Origin of the sequence: Fibrobacter sp. UWB16, from assembly GCF_900215325.1 — a bacterium.
Classification (GTDB): Bacteria; Fibrobacterota; Fibrobacteria; order Fibrobacterales; family Fibrobacteraceae; genus Fibrobacter.
Genome location: NZ_OCMS01000002.1, coordinates 86,134 through 107,260 on the forward strand (window position 1 = coordinate 86,134; position 21,127 = coordinate 107,260).

General features: G+C 47.6%; 24 protein-coding genes. 6 read left to right on the forward strand and 18 right to left on the reverse strand.

Going from position 1 to position 21,127, the window contains the following annotated elements; all coding sequences use genetic code 11:
• Positions 1 to 22 precede the first annotated feature (22 nt).
• From CRN95_RS05760 to CRN95_RS14805, 11 genes are all read right to left on the reverse strand, one after another.
• Positions 23 to 709: a hypothetical protein gene (locus CRN95_RS05760; RefSeq protein WP_088630742.1), complete on the reverse strand. Its 687-nt coding sequence runs from the start codon at positions 707 to 709 to the stop codon at positions 23 to 25.
• 98 nt (positions 710 to 807) lie between these two features.
• Positions 808 to 1,821: a quinolinate synthase NadA gene (nadA, locus tag CRN95_RS05765; protein WP_088630741.1), complete on the reverse strand. Its 1,014-nt coding sequence runs from the start codon at positions 1,819 to 1,821 to the stop codon at positions 808 to 810.
• A gap of 39 nt (positions 1,822 to 1,860) precedes the next feature.
• Positions 1,861 to 2,688 (reverse strand): metallophosphoesterase, encoded by an 828-nt coding sequence (locus CRN95_RS05770; protein WP_097020335.1) that lies wholly within the window; start codon positions 2,686 to 2,688, stop codon positions 1,861 to 1,863.
• A gap of 7 nt (positions 2,689 to 2,695) precedes the next feature.
• Positions 2,696 to 3,427, reverse strand: a complete 732-nt coding sequence (locus CRN95_RS05775) for a pseudouridine synthase (RefSeq protein WP_073423349.1) — start codon at positions 3,425 to 3,427, stop codon at positions 2,696 to 2,698.
• A gap of 62 nt (positions 3,428 to 3,489) precedes the next feature.
• Positions 3,490 to 4,578, reverse strand: a complete 1,089-nt coding sequence (locus tag CRN95_RS05780; RefSeq protein WP_097020336.1) for a phosphatase — start codon at positions 4,576 to 4,578, stop codon at positions 3,490 to 3,492.
• The gene (locus CRN95_RS05785; RefSeq protein WP_088630738.1) at positions 4,568 to 4,924 is read right to left on the reverse strand and encodes a hypothetical protein; all 357 of its coding nucleotides are present in this window, start codon (positions 4,922 to 4,924) and stop codon (positions 4,568 to 4,570) included. Before CRN95_RS05785 ends, CRN95_RS05780 begins: the two co-directional genes overlap by 11 nt.
• Before the next feature lie 92 nt (positions 4,925 to 5,016).
• Complete coding sequence (locus CRN95_RS05790) at positions 5,017 to 5,385, reverse strand: histone H1 (RefSeq protein WP_088630737.1); 369 nt, start codon at positions 5,383 to 5,385, stop codon at positions 5,017 to 5,019.
• Between the two features lie 245 nt (positions 5,386 to 5,630).
• Complete coding sequence (panB, locus tag CRN95_RS05795; RefSeq protein ID WP_097020337.1) at positions 5,631 to 6,377, reverse strand: 3-methyl-2-oxobutanoate hydroxymethyltransferase; 747 nt, start codon at positions 6,375 to 6,377, stop codon at positions 5,631 to 5,633.
• Between the two features lie 125 nt (positions 6,378 to 6,502).
• Positions 6,503 to 7,291: a DNA repair protein RecO gene (gene recO, locus CRN95_RS05800; RefSeq protein ID WP_097020338.1), complete on the reverse strand. Its 789-nt coding sequence runs from the start codon at positions 7,289 to 7,291 to the stop codon at positions 6,503 to 6,505.
• Positions 7,291 to 7,647: a histidine triad nucleotide-binding protein gene (locus CRN95_RS05805; protein WP_072827496.1), complete on the reverse strand. Its 357-nt coding sequence runs from the start codon at positions 7,645 to 7,647 to the stop codon at positions 7,291 to 7,293. The genes recO and CRN95_RS05805 overlap by 1 nt, the downstream gene beginning before the upstream one ends.
• Positions 7,648 to 7,674: 27 nt before the next feature.
• Positions 7,675 to 8,355: a hypothetical protein gene (locus CRN95_RS14805; protein ID WP_097020339.1), complete on the reverse strand. Its 681-nt coding sequence runs from the start codon at positions 8,353 to 8,355 to the stop codon at positions 7,675 to 7,677.
• A 93-nt stretch (positions 8,356 to 8,448) separates the two neighbouring features.
• Between CRN95_RS14805 and CRN95_RS05815 the strand changes: the two genes are divergently transcribed.
• The 3 genes from CRN95_RS05815 to CRN95_RS05825 all read left to right on the forward strand — a co-directional run bounded on the left by CRN95_RS05815 (position 8,449) and on the right by CRN95_RS05825 (position 11,765).
• Entirely contained in the window at positions 8,449 to 9,384 is a 936-nt protein-coding gene (locus CRN95_RS05815; RefSeq protein ID WP_097020340.1) for a lysophospholipid acyltransferase family protein, read from the forward strand.
• 66 nt (positions 9,385 to 9,450) lie between these two features.
• Positions 9,451 to 10,128, forward strand: a complete 678-nt coding sequence (locus CRN95_RS05820) for a hypothetical protein (protein WP_097020341.1) — start codon at positions 9,451 to 9,453, stop codon at positions 10,126 to 10,128.
• A gap of 149 nt (positions 10,129 to 10,277) precedes the next feature.
• Positions 10,278 to 11,765, forward strand: coding sequence for a PP2C family protein-serine/threonine phosphatase (locus tag CRN95_RS05825; protein WP_097020342.1), 1,488 nt, complete (start codon positions 10,278 to 10,280; stop codon positions 11,763 to 11,765).
• 77 nt (positions 11,766 to 11,842) lie between these two features.
• On the opposite strand, the gene CRN95_RS14995 is transcribed toward CRN95_RS05825, so the two are convergent.
• Positions 11,843 to 12,862 carry a hypothetical protein gene (locus CRN95_RS14995; protein ID WP_235002900.1) on the reverse strand — a complete coding sequence of 340 codons (1,020 nt, stop codon included), beginning with the start codon at positions 12,860 to 12,862 and terminating at the stop codon, positions 11,843 to 11,845.
• On the opposite strand from CRN95_RS14995, the gene CRN95_RS15000 reads away from it, so the two are divergent.
• From CRN95_RS15000 to CRN95_RS05840, 3 genes are all read left to right on the forward strand, one after another.
• Positions 12,855 to 13,529: a hypothetical protein gene (locus tag CRN95_RS15000; RefSeq protein WP_235002901.1), complete on the forward strand. Its 675-nt coding sequence runs from the start codon at positions 12,855 to 12,857 to the stop codon at positions 13,527 to 13,529. The two genes, CRN95_RS14995 and CRN95_RS15000, sit on opposite strands and share 8 nt — an antisense overlap.
• A 90-nt stretch (positions 13,530 to 13,619) precedes the next feature.
• Positions 13,620 to 14,711, forward strand: coding sequence for a DUF4434 domain-containing protein (locus CRN95_RS05835; RefSeq protein WP_159462281.1), 1,092 nt, complete (start codon positions 13,620 to 13,622; stop codon positions 14,709 to 14,711).
• A gap of 33 nt (positions 14,712 to 14,744) precedes the next feature.
• Entirely contained in the window at positions 14,745 to 15,302 is a 558-nt protein-coding gene (locus CRN95_RS05840; protein WP_088639125.1) for a flavin reductase family protein, read from the forward strand.
• Positions 15,303 to 15,373: 71 nt separating this feature from the next.
• Here the strand turns inward: CRN95_RS05840 and CRN95_RS14645 are convergent, their stop codons facing one another.
• The 6 genes from CRN95_RS14645 to CRN95_RS05870 form a co-directional block, all read right to left on the reverse strand.
• Positions 15,374 to 16,186: a hypothetical protein gene (locus CRN95_RS14645; protein ID WP_145993963.1), complete on the reverse strand. Its 813-nt coding sequence runs from the start codon at positions 16,184 to 16,186 to the stop codon at positions 15,374 to 15,376.
• Between the two features lie 12 nt (positions 16,187 to 16,198).
• Entirely contained in the window at positions 16,199 to 17,716 is a 1,518-nt protein-coding gene (locus CRN95_RS05850; protein ID WP_097020346.1) for a PorT family protein, read from the reverse strand.
• Positions 17,717 to 17,829: 113 nt separating this feature from the next.
• Positions 17,830 to 18,480: an HAD family phosphatase gene (locus CRN95_RS05855; protein ID WP_097020347.1), complete on the reverse strand. Its 651-nt coding sequence runs from the start codon at positions 18,478 to 18,480 to the stop codon at positions 17,830 to 17,832.
• Between the two features lie 33 nt (positions 18,481 to 18,513).
• Positions 18,514 to 19,170, reverse strand: coding sequence for a DUF975 family protein (locus tag CRN95_RS05860; protein WP_097020348.1), 657 nt, complete (start codon positions 19,168 to 19,170; stop codon positions 18,514 to 18,516).
• Between the two features lie 29 nt (positions 19,171 to 19,199).
• Positions 19,200 to 19,967: an EI24 domain-containing protein gene (locus tag CRN95_RS05865; protein ID WP_097020349.1), complete on the reverse strand. Its 768-nt coding sequence runs from the start codon at positions 19,965 to 19,967 to the stop codon at positions 19,200 to 19,202.
• Positions 19,968 to 20,046: 79 nt separating this feature from the next.
• Entirely contained in the window at positions 20,047 to 21,036 is a 990-nt protein-coding gene (locus CRN95_RS05870; RefSeq protein WP_097020350.1) for a glycoside hydrolase family 11 protein, read from the reverse strand.
• Between the last annotated feature and the right edge of the window lie 91 nt (positions 21,037 to 21,127).

Consider the following 21,127-nt stretch of genomic DNA (forward strand, 5'->3'; position numbering starts at 1 on the left):
TTGTGCCTTCTTTAGTTTTTAATTAAAACTGAACCATGGCTCCGATGGAAACTGCTATGTAGGTCTGCCAATAGTAACTGTCGCCTACTTCGTGGAAATCAATTGTTCCGCTGTTTTTCGTATAGACTGATTTATACCAGTTCTCGTAAACGCGTAGAGAAGAGATGAGCCCAAAATTATCTGTGATTAAATAACGTATGTGAGAAACAAGGGCTATTGCAGATCCGTTCAGTTCGGAATTGAAATACCCCTTGTAGTTGGAAACATTATTTTCTGTTGTTAGTTTGGAGAATGAATAACCGAGGCCGACACCCACCTGGAAAAATTCAGGATAGAAAAAGTTGTATGTCGCTTCAATTCCGAATCGCCAATATTTCATGTTCTGCTCGTTTATGGGCTCGGGCAGAGACGGAATGGATCCTAGCATAGACCAGTACTGGAATGATGCTGAGAAAGTAAATTCGCGAATGTTTACGCCAATGCTGTAGTCAGGAGAAACGAGAACCTTGGTGTTTGGCAAATGAACGGTTTCTTCGATCCAATCGTATTTCAAAACCATAGAGCGGTCAAAAAGATCGCCTCGGTTTGCGATAACGCTGAAGCTTATGCTTGCAAAATAGGAACGTGGCCAGTAAGAAAAATCGCTGTCTTCAGGTTGCGCAAATACGGCGGAACACAACAAGGTCAAAGCCAATAAAATTTTCTTCATCTTTTATCCTCCAAGAGATTTTGACATCCCACAATCCGAGTGACGCAAAGATATAAATTTTAAGGTCGCTTGTTGTGAACCGTAGCGCGCTCTGCGAACTATTCGGCGTATTTGAACATGGCGTCGATGCACTTCTTGGCCTTGACGCGTACACCTTCGTCGAGTGAGATGTGTTCTGCCTTTTCGGGGTGGCGGAGTGCTTCCAGGATGTTTTCGAGCGAGTTCGACTTCATGTATTTGCACATGCAGCAGCTACCGATAAAGTTCATATCGGGGTGTTCGTAGTGCATACGGGCATTGAGGCCGCATTCCGTGAGGAGCAAAATGCAGCTGTCTTTGGGCTGCTGGTTGATGTAGCTCACCATCTGGCCTGTGCTTCCGACGTAGTCACTGAGCATGGCGACAGACGGGTTGCATTCCGGATGGCTAATCACCTTGAGATTCGGGTTTTGGCTACGGAAGAACTGGATCAAATCCGGGTCGTAGTTTTCATGAACGTAGCAGCAGCCGTTATAGAGCTTGATATCCTTCTTGACACCGCGACGCTTCATCTCATCGATGATGTTTTGGCCCATGAGGGCGTCCGGAACAAAGAAAATCTTGTCGGACGGAATCGTTTCGACGATGTGCATCACGTTACCGCTAGTCACGCAGACGTCGCAGGCGGCCTTTACATCGGCAGTCGTGTTGATGTAGCAGACAAACGTGTAGTCCGGATTCTGCTTGCGGAGTTCTTCGACGTCCTTGCCGGTAATGGAATCGGCGAGGCTGCAACCCGTGAGCGGGCCCGGGATAATCACATCCTTCTGCGGGTTCAAAATCTTGGCGGTTTCGCCCATGAAACGCACGGCAGAGAAGAGAATGGTCTTTTGCTGGACGGTAGTAGCGTCCTTGCTGAGCTTAAAGCTATCGCCCGTGAAGTCGGCAACGCCCAAAAGAATTTCAGGAGCGCAATAGCTGTGGGCGAGGATAACGGTGTCCTGTTCTTTCTTGAGCTCGTTGATTTCGTTGATGAGCGGGAGCATCTTTTCCACCTTTTCCATGGTGTAGGTGCAAAGGGCTGCGCCCGGCTTGACGGACTTGAGACGATTGTAAAGTTCTTCTGCTGTCATTGTGTTACCTAGATTATTGCCTAGTTAAAAGATAGTAAATTAATACCCGGCCCATTCAGCGCTGATGGAGGGGCTTGCCTTGCGGATGTTCGATTCTTCGGGAGTCTCTTCCTTGCAGGCGATGTCGCCACTTGCAATCCGTTCCTTAATTTCGTCGAACGTCTTGGGTGGCACGGAATCGGGGGAGTTGTCGCCGAGCACTTTGCAGGGGGCAGCTTCGGATTCTTTTGCCTTGTCCTTGACGGGCGTGTATTCGCGGAGGGCGGGAACGCTATAGAACTTGTCTTCTTCGGGGCACCAAGCGGTGAGTGCCTTGCCGTAGACGCATCCGGAATCGAGACCGATAAATCCGGGAATGTTCACGAAGCCCATCTTGGCCCAATGTCCAAAGATGACGAGCTTGTTCCACTTGATCTGTTCAAACCAGGGCTTGTCATTCCAGTAGCGGATGGAAAGGAGCACTTCGGGGCTCATGTCTTCGAGACGCGTCTTGCCTGGTTCAAGGCCTGCGTGCACGAGGAGGGCGTGCGGTGTGTCGCGCCAGAGCGGCCAGTTCTTCACGGTATCGCGGATGTAAACCCATTCGTCGAGCGAGAGCGCCTTGAAGCGCTTCTTCTGCTTTTCGGTCCAGTTGCTCTTGGGCGTTTCCATCATGCGGATGAGATGTTCTTCGTGATTCCCGCGGACGGTCAGAATGCCAAGTTCCTCGACAATGCGCATGGCGCGCATCATGTCGGGACCTTTGTTGATGATATCGCCGGTCTGGTAAATGGTATCGCTACCACGTACAAAGCCGAATTGGTCGATAACCGCAGAGAGTTCGTCTGCGCAACCATGAACATCACCGATATATAAAGTTCGTTTCATCAATCGCCTACAAGTGTACAGCTTGTCTTAACTTGTTGAGCTCGTTGGGCGTGAGTTCGCGGAATTCGCCTGCGGGCAAGTCGCCGAGCTGAATTTGGCAGTAGCTTACGCGCTTGAGGTCGCGGATTTCGTAACCGATGGCTCGCATCATGCGGCGGATTTCACGGTTCTTGCCTTCGATAAGCACAAGTTCTGCAAATCCGTTTTCGAGGTAGACGTCTGTGGCGAAAGCGATTTCTTCCCGTGCGTCCGGATCTTCCGGGTCGCGGATGTCTACGCCATCGACCAAGCGCTGGGCGGCAGATTCGCTGAGCGGGCGAGTGGTCCACACGTAGTAGCTGCGCGGCACTTCAAAACTCGGGTGCGTGAGGCGGTAAAGCAATTCGCCGTCGTCGGTGAAAAGCAAAAGACCACGGCTCTGCAAGTCGAGTCGTCCGACGTACTTGAAATTATGGTATCCCGGCGGCAAGTAATCGTAAACCGTGCGGCGGCCCTGCGGGTCGTCCTTGGTGCAAACGCAACCAGCCGGCTTGTGGAGCATGATGACTTTTGTTTTCTTGTTTGTCGGGAGCTTCAGCAACTTTCCGTCAACCGTCACCTGGTCCTTGGTTTCGTCCACTTGATGGCCGAGGTCAGAGATCGTTTCTCCGTTCACCTGTACGCGACCGTCAGCGACGAGTTCGTCTGCGGCACGGCGGCTAGCAAAACCACTGAGAGAAATGTACTTGTTTATACGCATAATCTTTTTGCTCTGTCATCCTGGAGCCTCGTAGAGGCGATAGGATCCATCAAGCATCTCCTTTATTTGTCATCCCCGACCTGTTCGGGAATCTCCTTCTCTGTGGAATTTTCATTTTTCTTTAGGAATGCCGGGCGCTTCTTCGGCTTTTGTTCTGGTTCTTTTTCAGGCGGGTAGAGGAGTCCGAAGCGGAGCCCTGCCGTACTGATTTTGAACGTTTCTACACGGAGCTTTTCGAGGAGCGAACGCAACCAGAACAAACCGCAAATGATAACTTCATGGCGTCCGTTTCCAAGTCCCGGGAGCATTGCGCGGAGTTCTTTCGAAAGGTTCGTGATGCGCGTGGTGACCGCTTCAAGGTCGGCGAGGGTCATTTCGAGACCTTCAATCGCCTTGTAGTCAAACGTTTGGCTGTTCAAGAAGACCATCGCAAGTGCGGTGCCTGTACCACCGATAAGGTAGACTGGCTTTTTCGTCATGCCCTTGAAGGACAAATCCTTGAATGTTTCCTTGATAAACTTCTTGTATTCCGGACCAGGAATCGGGCCCATTGCCTTGAACATCTTGAGCGCACCAACGGGAATCGAGAAAGTCGTTTCGCCGTTGCTGAGTTCTGTGGATCCGCCACCGATGTCAATCGTGACGTTTCCTTCGCCGTGCCATTCCTTGACGGAGCGGTAGGTGAGCTTGCCTTCTTCTTCGCCGGTAATGACGCGCGGCTTGACCCATACTGCTTTTTCGACAGCTTCGATCACTTCGTCTGGGTTTGTGGCCTTGCGCATGGCTTCGGTCATGGCGACTGCCTTGAGGTCTGCGCCGAGGGCGTGCAAGTCCATGCGGAACTTGGTCATGATGTTGACGAGTTCCTGGATGCGTTCGGGCGTGATTTTCCCGTGTTCGTAAATGTCTTCGCCGAGGCGGCAGACTTCGACCTTCTGGAGTTTCGGCACGAGAATCTTGCGCGGTGCTACTGGCGCTTCACTTGATTCGGCTGGCGTCTCGGAATTTGCGGGCGCCTCTGCGGGCGTCTCGACTTTTTCGAGATTCGCAGATTCAGCGGGAGCTGCGGCAGGTGCGTCTTCGAACGCTGCGATTAGCAAAATGCAGCTGTGACTCCCGATGTCGATGGTTGCCTGGAGTTTATTTTCCACTTTCGGCCTCGTCCGTTTTTTCTTCTTGCTTATTCATCTTTTTCAGCATGATGTTCTTCATCTTTTCGGCGAGGGCGCCTGGATTTGTGAGGAACTGCTTGGCGTGAGCGATTACTTCTTCGACGACGGATTCCGGGTACTTGGAACTCCATGCGGCGACGATGTCGCCAGTCGTGCTGCCGAGCGGTTTCTTTTCGCGGATTTCCTGGCCCATCTTGAGAGCGAGCAAAAGTCCGAGTTCGAATGCTTTCGGTTCTGCTTCGGCTTCAATCATCTTTTCGATGCGGGCGATGCGTTCTTCAAAGGGAATGTTCTGCGAATTGGTCAAATCATTTTCTGAAATCATGCTAACAAAAATAGTAAACGTGGGGCGTGGCGCCAATATAAAAAAAGACCCGCAGAGGTCTGCGGGTCAAAATCGTTGGGTCAAAAAGAAGATTACTTCTTGGCGGCCGGCTTCTTAGCGGCAGTCGGCTTCTTAGCAGCGGCGGGCTTCTTGGCAGCGGCCGGCTTCTTAGCAGCAGCGGGCTTCTTAGCGGCAGCGGGCTTCTTAGCGGCAGCGGGCTTCTTAGCAGCGGCCGGCTTCTTAGCAGCGGCCGGCTTCTTGGCGGCAGCGGGCTTCTTAGCAGCGGCCGGCTTCTTAGCGGCAGCGGGCTTCTTAGCGGCAGCCGGCTTCTTAGCAGCAGCAGGCTTCTTAGCGGCGGCCGGCTTCTTAGCGGCAGCGGGCTTCTTAGCGGCGGCCGGCTTCTTAGCAGCAGCGGGCTTCTTTGCAGCGGCGGGTTTCTTTGCAACAGTTTTTGTAGCCATTTTTTTTCTTCCTTTTTTGTTATTTATTTGTTGATACCTGAAAAATAACTTCTTTTTCACAAATAATCAACAGATATTTAAAATTTTTTTGAAATTTTTTTGAAAAATTTTGTTATAGCGTTCGCTTGATAGAAAAATGTTATCGTCAACAATTTTGAGTAAAATAAAATCGACCTCTTGCGAGATCGATTTGCTAAATGAAAACTATGTTAGCTTATCTTAAATTTAGAACTAAATATTTTTAGTTAAGCTCTTGCCTTGACGCTTTCAATGTATTTCTTAACTCCTTGAACACCAACGGAATACATGTCTACGAACTTTGTGGCGAACGGCGGAATCTTGTTCGGATGCATGCCGAGAGCATCGTGCATCACGAGAACATGACCGTCTGTGAACTTGCCTCCGCCAATGCCGATTGTCGGTGCGGAGACTTCTTTTGTGATTTTTGCACCAAGTTCTTCGGGAATATGCTCGAGAACCATTTCGAAGCATCCGAGACCGTCGACGAACTTTGCCGCCTCTTCAATGGCGCGTGCTTCTTCTTCGGTTTTGCCTTTCTGCTTGAAGTTTTCGGCGGTCTGCGGTAAAAGTCCGAGGTGGGCGCAAACGGGAATGTCCTTGCTGCGCAAAAATTCAATGACGCCTTCGGGAGTGCCTTCGAGCTTGATGCTAGAGCAACCTACATCCAAAAAGCGACGGGCGTTATCGTAAGCGGTTTGCGGATCCTTGTCGCTCATGTAGGGCATGTCGCCAATGACATGCGTGTTCGGGGCGCCACGGCAAACGGCTGCAGCAAAGATGAGCATTTCGGTCATGCCGACTTCACGTGTGCTCTTGTAACCGAGCATGGTGTTTGCGAGGCTGTCGCCCACGAGAATCTGGTCAATTCCGGCGGCTTCTGCCATTTTTGCGAAGGCGAAGTCGTAAGCGGTGATCATGGAAATCATTTCGTTCTTGGATTTTTTCGCCTTGATATCTTCTGGAGTTAACATGATGACCTCTTCACTTAAACTTTTCAACTAGGGGCAAATATACAAATAGTGTAAAGTTATGGCTATTTAGTAGCTAGTTGTTGGTTGTTAGTCATTGGTTTTGGTTAATCGCTAATGACTATTGGCTACTGATCAAAAAGCTTTCTGGTTTCGTTCAGGAATTTGATAGAATGGATCTCTTTCAAGAATCCGATGTGGTGGCGCAGGTAGGTGAGGAGTGCGTTCTCGGTGAATTCGGGATGCTCGATTTTGTCGCCAGTTTGTAACGCCCAAAGCCCATTGAGTGTTTCTGGTCGTGCGCGCGGGTGCTCGATGCCGAGGCATGCTTGGCATACGAATCCGCCTGTTTCGGGGAAAAAGTCTGCGGCAGGTTTGTCGAGCGTTTTACCGCAGCGACTGCAAGTGGTGAGGTCTAGATTGTAGCCCCACATATCGCAAGTGTCCAGGAGCCACTGTGCAAAAATACGCGACTTGTCAGGAACACTCGATGTTGACGAGTGCGCGGCGTTTTCTGAATTCGGCGAATCTTGCGGTGAATCGGAATCGAATTCGCGGATGGCTTGCTCTAGGCGTTCAAATTCTTCTTGCAGGGGGACGCCTTGCGGGGCGTAGCGCAAAATCATTTCGGTCATGACCTGCGCTTTCGCTGTGCTGAGTAAATCGTTGCGCAAGTTCTTACGCCAGTCCAAAAGCGTTGCTTCCTTGATGAACTGCAAATCGGTATTCGGATTTTGGCGAAAAACGACTTCGCTTAACGCGAGCGGATCAAGGGCCCCACGGAACGGAGATTCCTTTTTCTTTCCGCCCTTCACGATAAACGAGACAATCCCGCTTTCTTCCGTAAGCGCCTTGACGATAAAGCTAGAATCGCTGTACGGAAAGCGGTGCAGAACTATAGCGCGAGTTTTAATCACTACTTCGCCGGGAACGGAGGCCAGCCCATTTCCTGTCCGCCAACGACGTGCAGGTGGATGTGAAACACCGTCTGACCGGCATCAGCCTTGCAGTTGAACACAAAGCGTGCGCCGCCTTCTTCGAGGCCGAGGTCTTTCGCGATGAGCTGTGCGCGGTAAAGCATTTTGCCCACGAGTTCGCAATCTTCCGGCTTCATGTCCATGATGGTTGCGATGTGGCGCTTCGGCACGACCAAAAAGTGTACCGGTGCCTGCGGGGCGATGTCGTAGAAGGCGAACACATCGTCGTCTTCGTAGATTTTCTTGGAAGGGATTTCACCCTTGATGATTTTACAGAAAAGGCAATTTTCACTCATAGTATGTATAATAGTAGTAAAAGAAGATTAGGAATTTTCGCGTTGTTTTAAGATTTCTTCCACTTTGCGGTCTAGTAAGTCGTCGAATCGCTTTTGTTGTAACGAACGCCCGTTTGCTATGATGACCTGCATAACTTTTATGTATGAGGCGAAAATCACGGTGATCAATACAACTAGGGCGAGTCTTCCGGGGAAGAATAAGGACGAGAGGCACGCTGGGATTGAGAGAAACGTAGTGACTATGATGAATGCGAAAATCCATTCTGGAAGAACGGCCGGTTTAATCCCGTATTTCTCGAGCGTCGCGTTTTGCTTATGGAACAAGTCCTTGAAAATATATGCGTCAATGAAAGGACCTAATACGATACCGAGTAAGACCGCTTTTAGTGGGGTGAGCTCAGTGGTGGTGTATTGGTTCTGTTCCTTTACGGCGTAGTAAATCCATATACTGAATTTGTAGGCGTATAAAAGAAAGACTATGAGAAAGAATGCTATAGCGAGACTGGAAAAACAAAAAGCAAAGGATTCTATAGTAGTAAAGGATCCTTTTGTGTAATTTTTGAGCAATTGGATTAAGACTTCGATGGAATCCCAAGCAATTATTGTAAAAACAAGGAATATGAAAGACCATATAATGGCGCTTCTGCCGCGTCGGACGTTCTCTGGCTCGTCTAGAAAGAATGCGCTTTGCGTATTATTGCAAATCATAATAACCTCTAGTAGGTAATTTAGAAATAAAGCCTATTCAAAGTACAAATTGTTTCGTTATTGTTTGTTCGATTTTCGTATCTTTAATCCGTAATGGCTTTCTTTGGTAAAATAGCGGCGGCGGTTTTTGCGTGGGGTGCTTATGCGGTGCTTCGGCTTGCTGGCTGGAAGCGTAAAACTGTTTTGGCGAATGCAAAACACGTGGCGGGCGCAGTTCCGTCGCGCGGAATTTCGTCGGAAGCCTTAAATTACGCAGCCCTCTTGAAGAATTTGACGCGTCATGCGAGTGAACTTTTGTTCTGCTTTGGCACTTTCAAAAAGTTGCCGCGTGATTTTTCTGCTTACCCGTGTTGCGTTGATGGCTGGACTTTTGACATTGCAGAAGGTTCTATGCCAATGCTCGAAAAAATGCGGAGCGGTGGAATCTTTTTGACGGCGCATTACGGCAATTATGAAGCGATGGGGCCGTGGCTTTGCCGGCTTGGAATTCCGCTTGTCGCAAGTTATATACCCGTGAAGCCCAAGTGGCTTAATAACATTCTTGAACGCAAAATCCGTGCGGTCGATGGCCGGAGTTATTCAGTAGATGCCCGGACGCCTCGCGACTTTATACGCATCTTGAACGAAGGCAATCTTTTCTGTTTGCTCTCCGACCAGGATTCCCGTATCCCGAGCGCACTTTCGGGAACGCTCCTGGGGCAACCGGTGAACATGAATCCGCTGCCGGACTTTTTGCTCAAGCATCGTCCGCAAACACCCGTGTTTATCTGCTGGATGGAAGAGCTCGGCGCATCTCCGAAAGGAACTTCTACGAAAGGCGCTTCTTCGAAAAAAGTTCGCGTGCTCCACGCCATCGAGGTGGAAGGCCCGCAGGTCGCATCCCCCGCGCCGTCTCCTTCGCAATCGAGCGTCGTCAACACGCAATTCAACAAGTGGCTCGAAGAGCGCATCCGCGAAAATCCGAATCTCTGGTATAGCTTCACGCACCGTCGATTCTACAGCCAGTCGCCAGAAATTTACGGCGAATAGCGACCTGCGGCGCATCTTGTTATAATCGCGGCACATCTTGCGACAAATCTTACTAACGTTACATTTATGACCTTTGTTCCGCATAAAAAGAAACCGTTACTTGCCCGAATTCTGGATTGGTTGAACGAGCCAGATGAATGGCCTGCTTGGGTGCAGTTCTTTTTGCTGCCCAAACCGCTTGGACGCAATAATTTTTTCGCGGCCCGCGTCGTTCTGTTGTTTGCGATGGCGTTCTTTACTTTGCAGGCGTTTGCTGGTGGCTATGAATCTTGGATTGCCCAATTCTTGCACAACTTGAACTTGCCCGTCCACGAAACTGGTCACATTGTTTTTCGAATTTTTGGGAGCGAAGTGATTACATCGCTTGGTGGTTCGCTGTTTCAGACAATTATGCCGCTCGTGTTCTGCTTTGCGCTGTGGGTTAAGCCCCGCGATTTGTTCGGAGCCTCCATTGCGCTTTGGTGGGCTTTCGAAAATTTGATTGATGTCGCACCTTACATCGAAGATGCTCTCCCGATGAAGCTTATGCTTATCAGTGGCGGTACCGGTGCCGAAGCCCCTTACGGGTTCCACGACTGGAATTTTATCCTCTCCGAAACGGGCTTGCTTTTGAAATGCGATGAAATTGCCTCCGCTGTTTATGCGGTGGGTTATATTGGTATGGCGCTTTGCGTCGTGTGGGGCGCCTGGAGTTTGCTCTATTATTTCGTCTATCAGCGGCAAAATGGCGGACTTTTGGACTAGCTTAAAAAATCGTAAAAATGGCGTTTTGGGGCCAAAAAGTGTGTTCTAAATCAGCATTTATAATAAAAATTGGGACCCAAATTACAATTTTTCCCTAAATAAGATATATTATAAAACTACAAGATTAGCATGTTGAGGGGCGCAGTATTATGAACACATCCCGCCATACAAAAATCCGGAGCGTAACGGTCCTCGTCGTTGCTGCATTGTTGCTCGAATTGACGACCGCTGTGCAGTACATTTCTACACGCCGAGCCATTACCGCCCAAATTAAGGAAATGGCTAAGCAAGACCTTACTTCTGCGAACCGGACCTTTGAAGTCAAGGAAATTGCCGAGGCTGCTATTGCGGCTGTTCTGCCCGAAGTTGAACGTTTTATCGATACACAACAGCAAGATTCATTGCATATGGCGTTGCAACGAGTGGTTGCGAACCATCCTGAAATTGTCGGCGTCGATTTTGCCTATCGTGTGGGGAGTGATGGCCTTCGCGATGGGTATTTTACGTTTAGGGACGATGCAACCAACGAAATTAAGGACACCGTTATTGGGTTTGACTATACGGAACGCACTTGGTACCGCGAGGGCTTGCATGGCAACGGTTCCTGGAGCGAACCGTACATGAGCCGCTATTACGTGGCGCTGATGTCTACATTCTCGCGGCCTGTTCACGATGCTCAAGGACGTGTCGTTGCCGTTATTGGCGCCGATGTTCCGATGCGTGAACTCTCTTCGATGGCTGTGCAGCTGTACGATAACCAGCAGCGCTCGCTCATCCCTGTCATCATTCTTCAGCTTGTCGGCCTCTTTGTGCTTGGCTTTATCATGTACCGCAGCATCATCAGCGTCCGTAAGTTAAGCAAAGTCAGTGCCGAAAAAGACCTGATTAACAGGGAACTTGGCATTGCAAATGCGATCCAGACGGCGATGCTTCCGCCACCGCTGCCCGAAAGCGAATTCCTGAATATCGTTGGTAGTCAGGTCCCGGCAAAACAGGTGGGCGGCGATTTTTATGATTATTTTGTGCGTGATGGAAAGCTATTCTTCAATATCGGTGATGTTTGCGGAAAGGGAATCCCCGCGGCACTTGTCATGTCGATGACACAGGCCGTGTTCCGCACGATTGCAACTAAAGTCGATAATCCATCTCACATTGTGATGGGAATGAACACGATGGCCAGTCGTGGAAATACGACGGGAATGTTTGCAACGCTTTTTGTTGGTGTGCTAGACCTTGCAACGGGGCGCCTGAGCTACTGCAATGCCGGCCATGAAAAGCCCATTATCATTACTGGACGTAATATGCGATATCTCGATGTTACCGCAAATATCCCTATCGGGGTCATGGAAGAAAAAAAATACAATATCCAGGAATCGGTCATCGCTGCGGGCGATATGATTTTGCTTTATACGGATGGTCTTACCGAAGCGATGAATGCAAATGGAAAGCTGTTTGGATTGAAGCGCGTTGAAGAAACGATTTGTGGCGGTGGAAAAACTGGAGGCAATAGTGAACTCTCCGCATTTGCGGGACCGCAGCAATTGCTGGATACCATGTCGCAAGCCTTTTCCAAATTTGTGAATGGCGCAGAGCAGAGCGACGACCTTACCATGCTTGTGATAAAGTACAAAGGGTAGGGATGGGGAAAATATTTGAAAATTGCCTAAAATAGGTTACCTATTTTAGGCAATTTTTTTGAGAATGATTTTTTGCGTTAATCCACGTATTTCTTGATGAGTCTGATCATCAGTTCGGCGAGGCTTTCCACTTGGTAATTGCCAACGGTTGCCTTGATGTGTGAATTGCCGATGCCGCTATCGTCGGTGAGGAATACGTATGTGCCGCCTGTCGCCAAGTCGAAGAATCTCAACATAAATTCAGTTTCTTTGTCTACACCGCTTGCCGCTACAGGGATAAGCTTGATGCCTTTTTTGGCGAAGAGGCGGATAGAGTTCTGGAGGCTTTTGATGATGTCTTCTTCGTAGTGGGCGGGGGCGTCAAGGATGAGAAATGCGATGCGCGCGCGGGCTGCTTCGTCCCAAGAGAGTTTTTCCAGCGAGGCTTCAAGCGCTGTGTGAACGGCTTCGGGGTAGTCGCCGCCGCCGTTTGCGCTTTGGCGTGAGACGAATTCCTGGGTCCTTGCAACGTTATCAGTGAAGTCGTCGTGGCGCGTGAGGTAGGAATCGCCTATGTCGCGATAGAACAGGGCTGCTGTGCGTAAACCAATATTGCTTTCAAATTTTGCGCGGTCGATAATGTAATTGAGATCGGATTTGAGGAATCTGATTTCGTCGCTCATAGAACCTGTGGCGTCAACGATGAATGCGATGTCTGCCGTCGTTTTGGGGTGTTTGGCATCTTTGTCTACAACGGTATTGATATTGAGCTTGCGGTTTTCCCTAGACGAAACCTTGAGCTGCCCGTTGATTACAACGCCGTCAACAATTAACCAAAGGTCATTTTGATTTTGGTTTTTGTCATGGAATAAATTAATCCAGCAGTAAGCGTATCCATCATTGTCTGTTTTGGTTGTAAATTCAACTTGCCTACCGTTGAGGAGTGTCACGGGAACATTTGCGATGCCGAATTCGTTTTTATCCACCACTTTTACGGCAACGAGTTGCTGGGGGTAGAATTTCCAGTAGCTCATCTTTCCACTGTAATCATTGTCGTTGATGATGTTGGTCCAGAATTTCCAATGTTCCAAATCGTTCCATTCACCAGCCGTGAGCAATCCTGAAGATTCTTCGTCCGAACGCCTTGCTTTTCTTTTTCTCCTTGAGGCTGGTTCATCATCGTCCCAAGAACTGCTTTCGTCGCTATCGGAAGCGAGGTATACCGTTTTTGATGATGAACGCTCTGAATGTGTCCTTGATGGCGCTTTAGCTAGAGCTGATGATCTCTTGGCGTACGTTTTTGAAGCGCCCGTGGCGAGCATGGATGCGGAACCTCCGAGCAGTCCTGCCAAACCATCGCTAACTCCTGCTGAACCTGCGGCACTTTCGGAAAAGCCCGCAGATTTCCCGCGTCTTCCCCCAAGAACCGTTTTACCGGTTGTGTGTAAGCCATCTACGGTTTTTAAGACTTTGCTAATATCCTTTGTGAATTTGACATCCGCCGTTGAAAAAGAAGGTGACGGCTTTGACGATGCTGCCAAATATTTTACCGCTCCTCTATTGTCTGGTGCTTTGGGCGATCCTTTGCTTTTGTATTTGTGTTCGGGTGTTGTTGATGGAAAAACGGTCATAACCGTTTCGACTCTAGTTTCATCATCTTCTGAGATTTCTGTGGTTTCTTTGTTTGTATTATCGCTGCAGTTGATGAACATAAAAGCGGATGCGATTACCGCTGTTAAAAAGATTTTGTTTTTCATGATATACTCCTTTTTTTTATTAAACTAGCACAATCCATGTGGCCAAAACCAACGTTCAAAAGCCTAATATGGATAAATGTTTTTTACGAATAAAAGGAAACGATGTTATATTTTAAGTATGTCTAGATTGTGTCATATTTTGCACTATGCTTCTGTCACATTTTTGTGCTGTATTTCTTTGTTTACAAATAACGGTGCTTATGCGACGGGGCTTAATGGTGTATTTGATGCGGGTTGGACGACGGCGTACCAGTCACAGGATTCCTTGACTCTCATGCACCAGCGTTTGCAATCACTCGGAATGGAATATGTCGTATTGCAATATGCTGCAGTTGAAGCGACTCATTTGTATTACCCATCACAACTCGATTTTTTGCAGAATACGCAGTACAAAAATAATCAGCTTTTCCCGAAGAGTATAGAGGCTGCAAAAATTGCAGGAACCAAAATTTGGCTTGGACTTTATTACAATGGTGAAGATTGGTTTTTACCTCCGACGGTTACACAACTTGATACTTTGTGTGCGAGAAACGTTCGCGTTTTAAATGAACTTTATGAATTGTATGGACGTGAGAATGTAATTGATGGAGTGTATATCCCGCAAGAAATTGCGCTCTATTATTGGGATGGACTCCGCGAAGATGCGACTGCAGAATCGCTAGTGACTCATTTTTTGAAACCAATTGTGGATGCTGCGAAGGCGATTGGTTGGAAGGTTATGACGGCTCCATTCTACAATCAGAATTTGGAATCTCCCGAAAAATTGCAATTGTTTTTCGAGAAACTTTTTGCTGCGGGTTTCAAGCCTGATGTGATTGCTGTTCAAGATGGTATTGGGGCAAGTGATGCAGGGAAGGCTCATGCAGATATTGCGACAGTCGGAAAATACGAACGTGTGGTGGCCCAAGCTTGTGCAAAATATGGAATTGAATTTTGGGTCGATGCGGAATTGTTCCGCACTGATGATTCTAAAGCACTTGCGGATAGTGCGCGAATTTCGGCGCAACTGGATACAGCGCGTGCTTCGGGTGCTGTGAATGTCATCGGTTATGATTTGGCTGTTCTTGGGAGCGCTGGGCTAGATTCGCTAGAAAAGTGGAAATCGCAGACTGTCGGGCTTAAAAAGTCGCGCAATCCCAACAAGAATCCGCAAAAACTATTGAAGTTTTACAAGCTGAACGGCGCAAGGGTCTATCTTGACCGTCGTTAAAATTTTATAATTCAAGAAAAAAAAGGAGCGTCTATGCGCAAAAATCTCGGAGTAAAAACTTATCTGTACCCGCAGCCGACTTTGGTCATCGCCACCTATAACGAGGATGGCTCGGCAAATGCCATGGTGGCCGCTTGGGGTTCTATCAGCGACAACAACCAGGTTGCAATTTACGTGGCCAAGACTCATAAGACCATCCCGAATATTCTTGCTCGCAAATCTTTTACCGTGAGCATGGCAACGGCTGACCACATCAAGGCGATTGACTATTTGGGTATTACCAGTGGTAATCGCGTGGCTGATAAATTTGCAAAGGCTGGCTTTACGTCTGTTAAGAGTGAAAATGTCGATGCACCGCTTGTTGCTGAATTGCCGCTAGCGCTCGAATGCAAGCTCGTGAGCTACGATGAAGAATCGGAACTCCTGCTCGGCGAAATCGTGAACGTCACTGCCGACGAATCCGTGCTTGATCAAGACGGAAAGCTCTCCGTCGAGAAGCTTGCCCCGGTTTGCTACGATTCCGCAGGCCACGGCTACTACGTGATGGAACGCCGCGTCGGCAACGCCTTCAGCGATGGGAAGAGCATCTAGGAGTTGCTTCAGAATTAATGCAAAAAAGGTGGCTCGCTGGCCACCTTTTCTCTTGATAATAATTGCGCTTTTTAGTACAAGTACCATTCCCATTTGAGGGTGCATTGCTTGTTTTCTTCATCAGTTTGATCCCAAACTTCGTAATCTTTAATATATCCGATGCTATGTACTCCGTAGCCGTAGCCTGATGAATAATCATCGTTTATTAAAAGATCGGCGTCTGTAATCCTAGGAAAGACGTAGATTGAGTCTGTGTATATAGGAACTGTCGTTGTGAAATCGATGCGTCCTTCCCATTCTCCGGTGTCTTGTTTTTCTAGCAGATTCTCTGTCATTACAGAATCTCTAGTACCGTCATTTTTTCGAAATTGAATCTTGAAAGAAATGCGAGGGTCAGCATCTGCATAGTTTTTCATGCTTAGCGTGTTGTCCCAATCTGGCGTTTCTTGCTTGAAATAAGTCAGCGTGAGTTTCAGATTTTTGCTTTGGGTAAGGTATGATTTTTTTGTATTAGAGGATGTCTTTGATGAGCTAGAGTAATAGTAGTTTATGGTGCTGGATGAAGAATATTTTCTTGAAGAACTTGAATATGTGTGGCTAGACGAGCTCTTTGCAGATGACGAACTCTTTGCGGAAGAAGAACTTTTTGTTGTGTTGCACTGATAGCCGTAATTGGAGCAGCACCAGGATGCGGAATTGTTGCTTGTCCCATAATAGCAAGCTTCTTTTTGTCGTTGTATTTCTTGTTCGCGTTCTTTCTGTTCTTGCTCGTGTTGCTTTTCTTTTTCACTAATCTCATTGTTTGCGGCCGACATGGGGCTTTCGTCACCGCAGGCTACAAAAAGAAATGATGCGATGAAAAGTAGAAGAAATTTATGTGTCATTTTATAATCCTTTTAGAATGCGAAATCTATCTTGATTCGCCAACTGTCGCTGCCATTTAGATAGCTTTGTTCGGCATCTGTTCCGAATGGCCCTTCGTAAATACGGAAGTTTCCAGCGAACCATTGAAATTCAAGTGAAAAATGGCGCGTTATTTCGATACCAAAGCCCAAAAGGTTGATAAATTCCCAATCGGAAAAAGATGCGAAATCACTATCACTATAGTCATCCCAATAATTGCTTCCAATATCAAAATCATACCATTGATAAATAGGCTTGCGGATATGGAAATTGGCACTGAGGAAAAGTGATACTTGGGAAGTACCCAAAGGAATAATACCAAAGCGGAAACCTAGTGGAATTTCTGCCAATATTGTACTGAAATTAACGAAGCCGCAGTACCATCCGTGATGGAATTCTGCGTTTAATCCGTAATTAAATGAAACAATCCGGTTAAAATAAATTCTGTGGAAAAAACCAAGGTTTGCCCCAAATTCGAAATAGCCGTCGAGATCTTGTAGCGGTTTCCCATAGAAAGCGCTGGTTGTAAGGCTTGCAAATGCAAGTGATATTCCAAAGAACGAATTTTTGGCTTTGTCTGTTTTGATTTCCTTATTAGTGGAACTTGGATTGTCTTCTTGGAAAGCTATGCTTTTTTGTGAATATGATGCCCATACATCTTCTTTTTCGTTTTCTGTTGTGGATTTAGATGTTTTTTGGAATTGGGTGGGTTGCTCTTCTGCAATATTTTCTTTTACTGTGGTTGCTGGCTCTGACCTTTTTTCTTTGACAATTTCTTTTGCTTTTTGAATGTCTAGCGCCATCATTTCGCTGTTGGCAAAAACGACGGTGAGTGTACATGCGGAATCGTTGATACTGTGTTCCTGAATTTGCTTGGCTAGTGCAGTTGCGTTTTCGATGCGCTGCAGTTTACGTTCGAATTCTGCGACACTGTCGGCCTTGGCTTGTTCTGCAAGTTGCTTCTTGTTGATGGCGTAATCGATGCACTTACAGGATTGTTCGATTTTCTTGCAGAATTTGTCTTTAAATTTCGGCTGCTTTGCTTTCAGCATTTTGTCTGTGACAGGGCAATCTCCGCAAAAGCCGGAGCATTCTTCTGTCATTGGCGGCAAAGGCTCAATGCGAGACATTTCAGGTTGAGTTTTGTTGAACTTGGTCTCGTAAAGGGATTGTTTTGTTTCATTAGAAACGGGCGATGGACCTTGCTTGATTTCTTTGAATAGTCCGTTTTCAAAAGAAATATTGCGGGCGCAGACTGTTTCATCGCATGTTTGCAGCAATTCGTCAGAAAGCTTGTTTATGCTTTCTGCAAATGCGGCGTCTTTGCTTGCTTGGGCTGCGCTGATGCTGTCGAGGAGTGCCGCGCAGTGGCAACGCTTATCGACTTTTTTGCAGGTCTGGTCTTTTTTGTTTTGGCAGGGGGTGCAAAGTTCGATGCACATGTTTTGTGCAAAAAGCGAAACCGTTAATAAAAGAACTAACGCGAAAATCGCTTGAAAGATTTTTCTCATTTTAACTCCTTGATGGCGAGGCTGCTATACAGAATTCAAGGTGCTCAAAGCTCAAGAATTTGGTTGCAAAAACTCGCTATGTAGCGTAAAAATAAGAAAATGTTTACATTTGTTCAAGGTACTTGCGAAAAAAGCGCTTCCACCCAGTCTACGTCCGCCGTTACGGTAAGCGTCTGTAATCCGCAGGCGGCTGCGGCGGCCGTGTTGACGGGGCTATCGTCAAGGAAGATTGTTTCGGCGGGGGAGGCTCCGAGCTCGCGAATGGCTGTCTTGAAAATCTCGGGATCGGGCTTTTGCAAATGGAGCTCCTGACTCAAGAAAATCTTGTCGAAAAAGTCTTCGAGCTTGTTGCCGTTCGCATTGAACCAGTTTTGGCAACAGCGTTCCCAATGTAATTCGTTTGTATTGCTCAAAAGCGAAACGCTTGCAACACCTTCCATTTTGCGCAGTTTGCGGAGTGCTTGTAATTTACGATCAGCAACGCTCAAGCAAATGGAATTCCAGGCGTCTTCGATATCGTGTGGCGTTGTCGGGCTCGCGGCGCATCTTGCGAAAGCATTTGCGGCGCACTTGCTTGCGATTTGCTGGCAGAACTCTGCGCTCGTGATGAACCCGAGCTGGTAATCTTCCATTAGCTTGTAAGCAGAACCGCCCGGCTCAAGTTCAGCGGGCGGCAAACCGAGTGCGACAAATCGTTCGTAAGCGTTTTTCATGCGGATGTCCAAAAGAACTCCGCCTAAATCAAAAATGTAATTCTTGAGCATGTCGCAAAAATAGAAAACAAAACTTGCTTTCTATTATGCGTTCGTTACAACTTCCGGAGAGTCTTCGTACTTGGCTTTCAATTGCAGATAGAATTCGCAGAAAGCGGTTGTAATGTATGGGCAAGCCCACAGGAACCCGATGCCACAAGTTACAATTCCCAAGAGAATCCAGGGGATGAATCGCAAGCAGAGTACGAACAGTTCCATGCGGTGGCCGTACATCATGTCGCTACTTTTGCGCAAAATCTCGAGGTGCGAATACTCAGGATGATCTAAAATGATAAAGTAAACCAAAGAGTAAGAAAAAGCCTTCATGATGCCGGGAATGATGAAGAGTAATGCCCATAAACAGATGAACAATAATGCCAAAATCTGGGTACATATGAGATTGAAATAAAAGCCCCAACCGCTAGTGAAGCCAACGACCAATCGCTTGAGTGGAATTTCCTTGTTGCGTGCGAGATTCAGGAAATAAGCGTAAAGGCCGATGTCTAGGCCAAGGGCAAACGGTGTTTCTATAATATTCCAGACGCTTCTGCCGGTGGAGTCTTTTTCGAAGAATGCTGAAGGAATGTCGATTACTATAGAAATGAGTAAAAATACGAGGATGGCGACTGCTGCTTGGCTCCATTTTCCACCGAGTTTTTCCCATGCAGTTTCTTTGATTTTTGCAGTATCTAAAGCGTCCATATTTTCTCCTTATTTTTCTTTAATATAGTTTATTTCTCTTTGAACTCTAATTGCGATAGCGTGGCGGCAACAGTCGAAACGCCTCCGATAAATGCGGCAATGAACGAACCGCAGATGAGATAAAGCGGTAGCGAGTACACTGTACCGTTTGCGAATGCGACGTACTTTAATTTATGGGTTTCCTTGCGGCTGTCTTTAGGTGACATGCGCCAACGCTCGTAAGTGTAGTCCATGAATCCAACACCAAAATAATACGCATTGATGATGAAAATTAGGACAAGCGAAGCGACACTCCCTGCAACTGGGATAAAGTTCAGCAAAAGGCAAAGTGCGGTCAAGACAAGTTGTTTCGCTGTGTTGCGAACGGCAATCACGACGGCGCGCAAAATGTCCTTGAGCGTTTGCTTCATGTCAAACGGGAACTCCTTCCCGGTGAGGATGGTTTCGGTCTTTTCGGAGAGGAACGTGTAAATGGGCGACATTAAAATGTTGACAATCGTTCCGCCAATGAAAACGAACAGCGCAAAGAAAATGATGGGGAGGATAATCTTGATGGCGACCATGCCGGCGTGAATCCAGCCGTTCATGTTTTCGGTGCTGCGCTCGATGATGCCGTTAATCCAGTCGCTAATGCCGACGCCCGAGAAAATGAACGCGACCACGACGATGATGTTCAAAATGGCGGGGATGAGCAAATATCTTGTGAGCTTGTTTGCGCGTATAAGGCGAAAAGCCTTGATGTATGCGGCAAACCCGGTCTTGATTTGCTTTGCGAGAGATATGTTTTCTTGTTCCATTGTTTTAAATATAAGAAAGCCTGCGATTGGGGAAATCGCAAGCTTGATGATTAGAGTGTGGTTTGTTATGAAAAAGAACTTATTTTACGGAGACGCTCTTCATTGCAGAACCGAGCTTTACCATATAAATACCTGTGCTATGGAACTTGTTCTTGATGGCGCTCTGGATATCGCTTGTGGCATTTACGTTTCCGAGGAATTTGCCCTGCATATCGAAAACCTGCGCGCTAGTGATTGTGTTTGTTTTCGGTGCAAATTGGGGAAGGGCCGTGGAGCTTGCTTCGCCGGTGTAGACCTTTGCGTAAGCGAAATCGAGTGTGCCGGAGGCGTTCCCGTTTTCGGGGTATTGGCCCGCTTCGCCGAGCACCTTCGCTTCGTACATGGAGTTGCCGAGTTCAAGTCCTAAGCTCTTCCAACCGTCAAAGTGGGCTGTAATATCGATGGTGCCGCAGGCGCGTTTGGTCTTGCGCACGCTAAAGTACTGCGTGAACGGCGTGTTGTCGCCTTCGATGGAACCGCGTTGGACTTTGTCGACGTAGACTTCGTATGTGGCGCCGTCAACGGTGATTATGCCACGCAAGCCGCATTCGTCACAGTTTGCAGTAGATTTACCAATCCAGTTCGGGCGATACGGGCTCCAGGTGTCAACGATGTACCATTCGATGAGTGGGTCCTGCGACCAGCCGTAAACACCGATGTACGAGTAAGTCACGTTGGAATAGCTTTTGAAAGACGGGTCGGTCAGCTTGAAGTCGGCGTAAAGGTGTCCGAGGTCAGTGTACTTGAGCCCGCTGTTCATGCCGTAGCGGATGCCTTCGCGGCAGAGGTAATCGTTCACGTTGTTGAATTCGCAGGAGAATGAGCCGTCGGTGTAGAACGTGGCGGAGTTGTCGCCGATGTCAGCCCAAAGTTCGTAACTATAGTTACCGATATCGTTAATGTCGTTGGAAGTGACGACTGTGCTTTCGCCGCTGTGGGTTGCTGTGTTGCAAAAATCCTGGGAATATGCTTCTGTGGCAAATGCAACGGCAAGACTGAAAACGAAAATTCTCGAATTGAATTTTTTCATAGAAACATCCCTTTTTTATACTCCAAAGGTAACTTTTAATGGGGTGGTTGGGATGCCATTGGTGAACTAAAATTTTAAAAGTGTTGCAGGT

What these genes read in the sequence shown, in the direction of transcription:
- CRN95_RS05760 (WP_088630742.1), bottom strand. Translation starts at nt 709, where the DNA reads ATGAAGAAAATTTTATTGGCTTTGACCTTGTTGTGTTCCGCCGTATTT.
- nadA (WP_088630741.1), bottom strand. Translation starts at nt 1,821, where the DNA reads ATGACAGCAGAAGAACTTTACAATCGTCTCAAGTCCGTCAAGCCGGGC.
- CRN95_RS05770 (WP_097020335.1), bottom strand. Translation starts at nt 2,688, where the DNA reads ATGAAACGAACTTTATATATCGGTGATGTTCATGGTTGCGCAGACGAA.
- CRN95_RS05775 (WP_073423349.1), bottom strand. Translation starts at nt 3,427, where the DNA reads ATGCGTATAAACAAGTACATTTCTCTCAGTGGTTTTGCTAGCCGCCGT.
- CRN95_RS05785 (WP_088630738.1), bottom strand. Translation starts at nt 4,924, where the DNA reads ATGATTTCAGAAAATGATTTGACCAATTCGCAGAACATTCCCTTTGAA.
- CRN95_RS05790 (WP_088630737.1), bottom strand. Translation starts at nt 5,385, where the DNA reads ATGGCTACAAAAACTGTTGCAAAGAAACCCGCCGCTGCAAAGAAGCCC.
- panB (WP_097020337.1), bottom strand. Translation starts at nt 6,377, where the DNA reads ATGTTAACTCCAGAAGATATCAAGGCGAAAAAATCCAAGAACGAAATG.
- CRN95_RS05805 (WP_072827496.1), bottom strand. Translation starts at nt 7,647, where the DNA reads ATGAGTGAAAATTGCCTTTTCTGTAAAATCATCAAGGGTGAAATCCCT.
- CRN95_RS14805 (WP_097020339.1), bottom strand. Translation starts at nt 8,355, where the DNA reads ATGATTTGCAATAATACGCAAAGCGCATTCTTTCTAGACGAGCCAGAG.
- CRN95_RS05815 (WP_097020340.1), top strand. Translation starts at nt 8,449, where the DNA reads ATGGCTTTCTTTGGTAAAATAGCGGCGGCGGTTTTTGCGTGGGGTGCT.
- CRN95_RS05820 (WP_097020341.1), top strand. Translation starts at nt 9,451, where the DNA reads ATGACCTTTGTTCCGCATAAAAAGAAACCGTTACTTGCCCGAATTCTG.
- CRN95_RS05825 (WP_097020342.1), top strand. Translation starts at nt 10,278, where the DNA reads ATGAACACATCCCGCCATACAAAAATCCGGAGCGTAACGGTCCTCGTC.
- CRN95_RS05835 (WP_159462281.1), top strand. Translation starts at nt 13,620, where the DNA reads ATGTCTAGATTGTGTCATATTTTGCACTATGCTTCTGTCACATTTTTG.
- CRN95_RS05840 (WP_088639125.1), top strand. Translation starts at nt 14,745, where the DNA reads ATGCGCAAAAATCTCGGAGTAAAAACTTATCTGTACCCGCAGCCGACT.
- CRN95_RS14645 (WP_145993963.1), bottom strand. Translation starts at nt 16,186, where the DNA reads ATGACACATAAATTTCTTCTACTTTTCATCGCATCATTTCTTTTTGTA.
- CRN95_RS05850 (WP_097020346.1), bottom strand. Translation starts at nt 17,716, where the DNA reads ATGAGAAAAATCTTTCAAGCGATTTTCGCGTTAGTTCTTTTATTAACG.
- CRN95_RS05855 (WP_097020347.1), bottom strand. Translation starts at nt 18,480, where the DNA reads ATGCTCAAGAATTACATTTTTGATTTAGGCGGAGTTCTTTTGGACATC.
- CRN95_RS05860 (WP_097020348.1), bottom strand. Translation starts at nt 19,170, where the DNA reads ATGGACGCTTTAGATACTGCAAAAATCAAAGAAACTGCATGGGAAAAA.
- CRN95_RS05865 (WP_097020349.1), bottom strand. Translation starts at nt 19,967, where the DNA reads ATGGAACAAGAAAACATATCTCTCGCAAAGCAAATCAAGACCGGGTTT.
- CRN95_RS05870 (WP_097020350.1), bottom strand. Translation starts at nt 21,036, where the DNA reads ATGAAAAAATTCAATTCGAGAATTTTCGTTTTCAGTCTTGCCGTTGCA.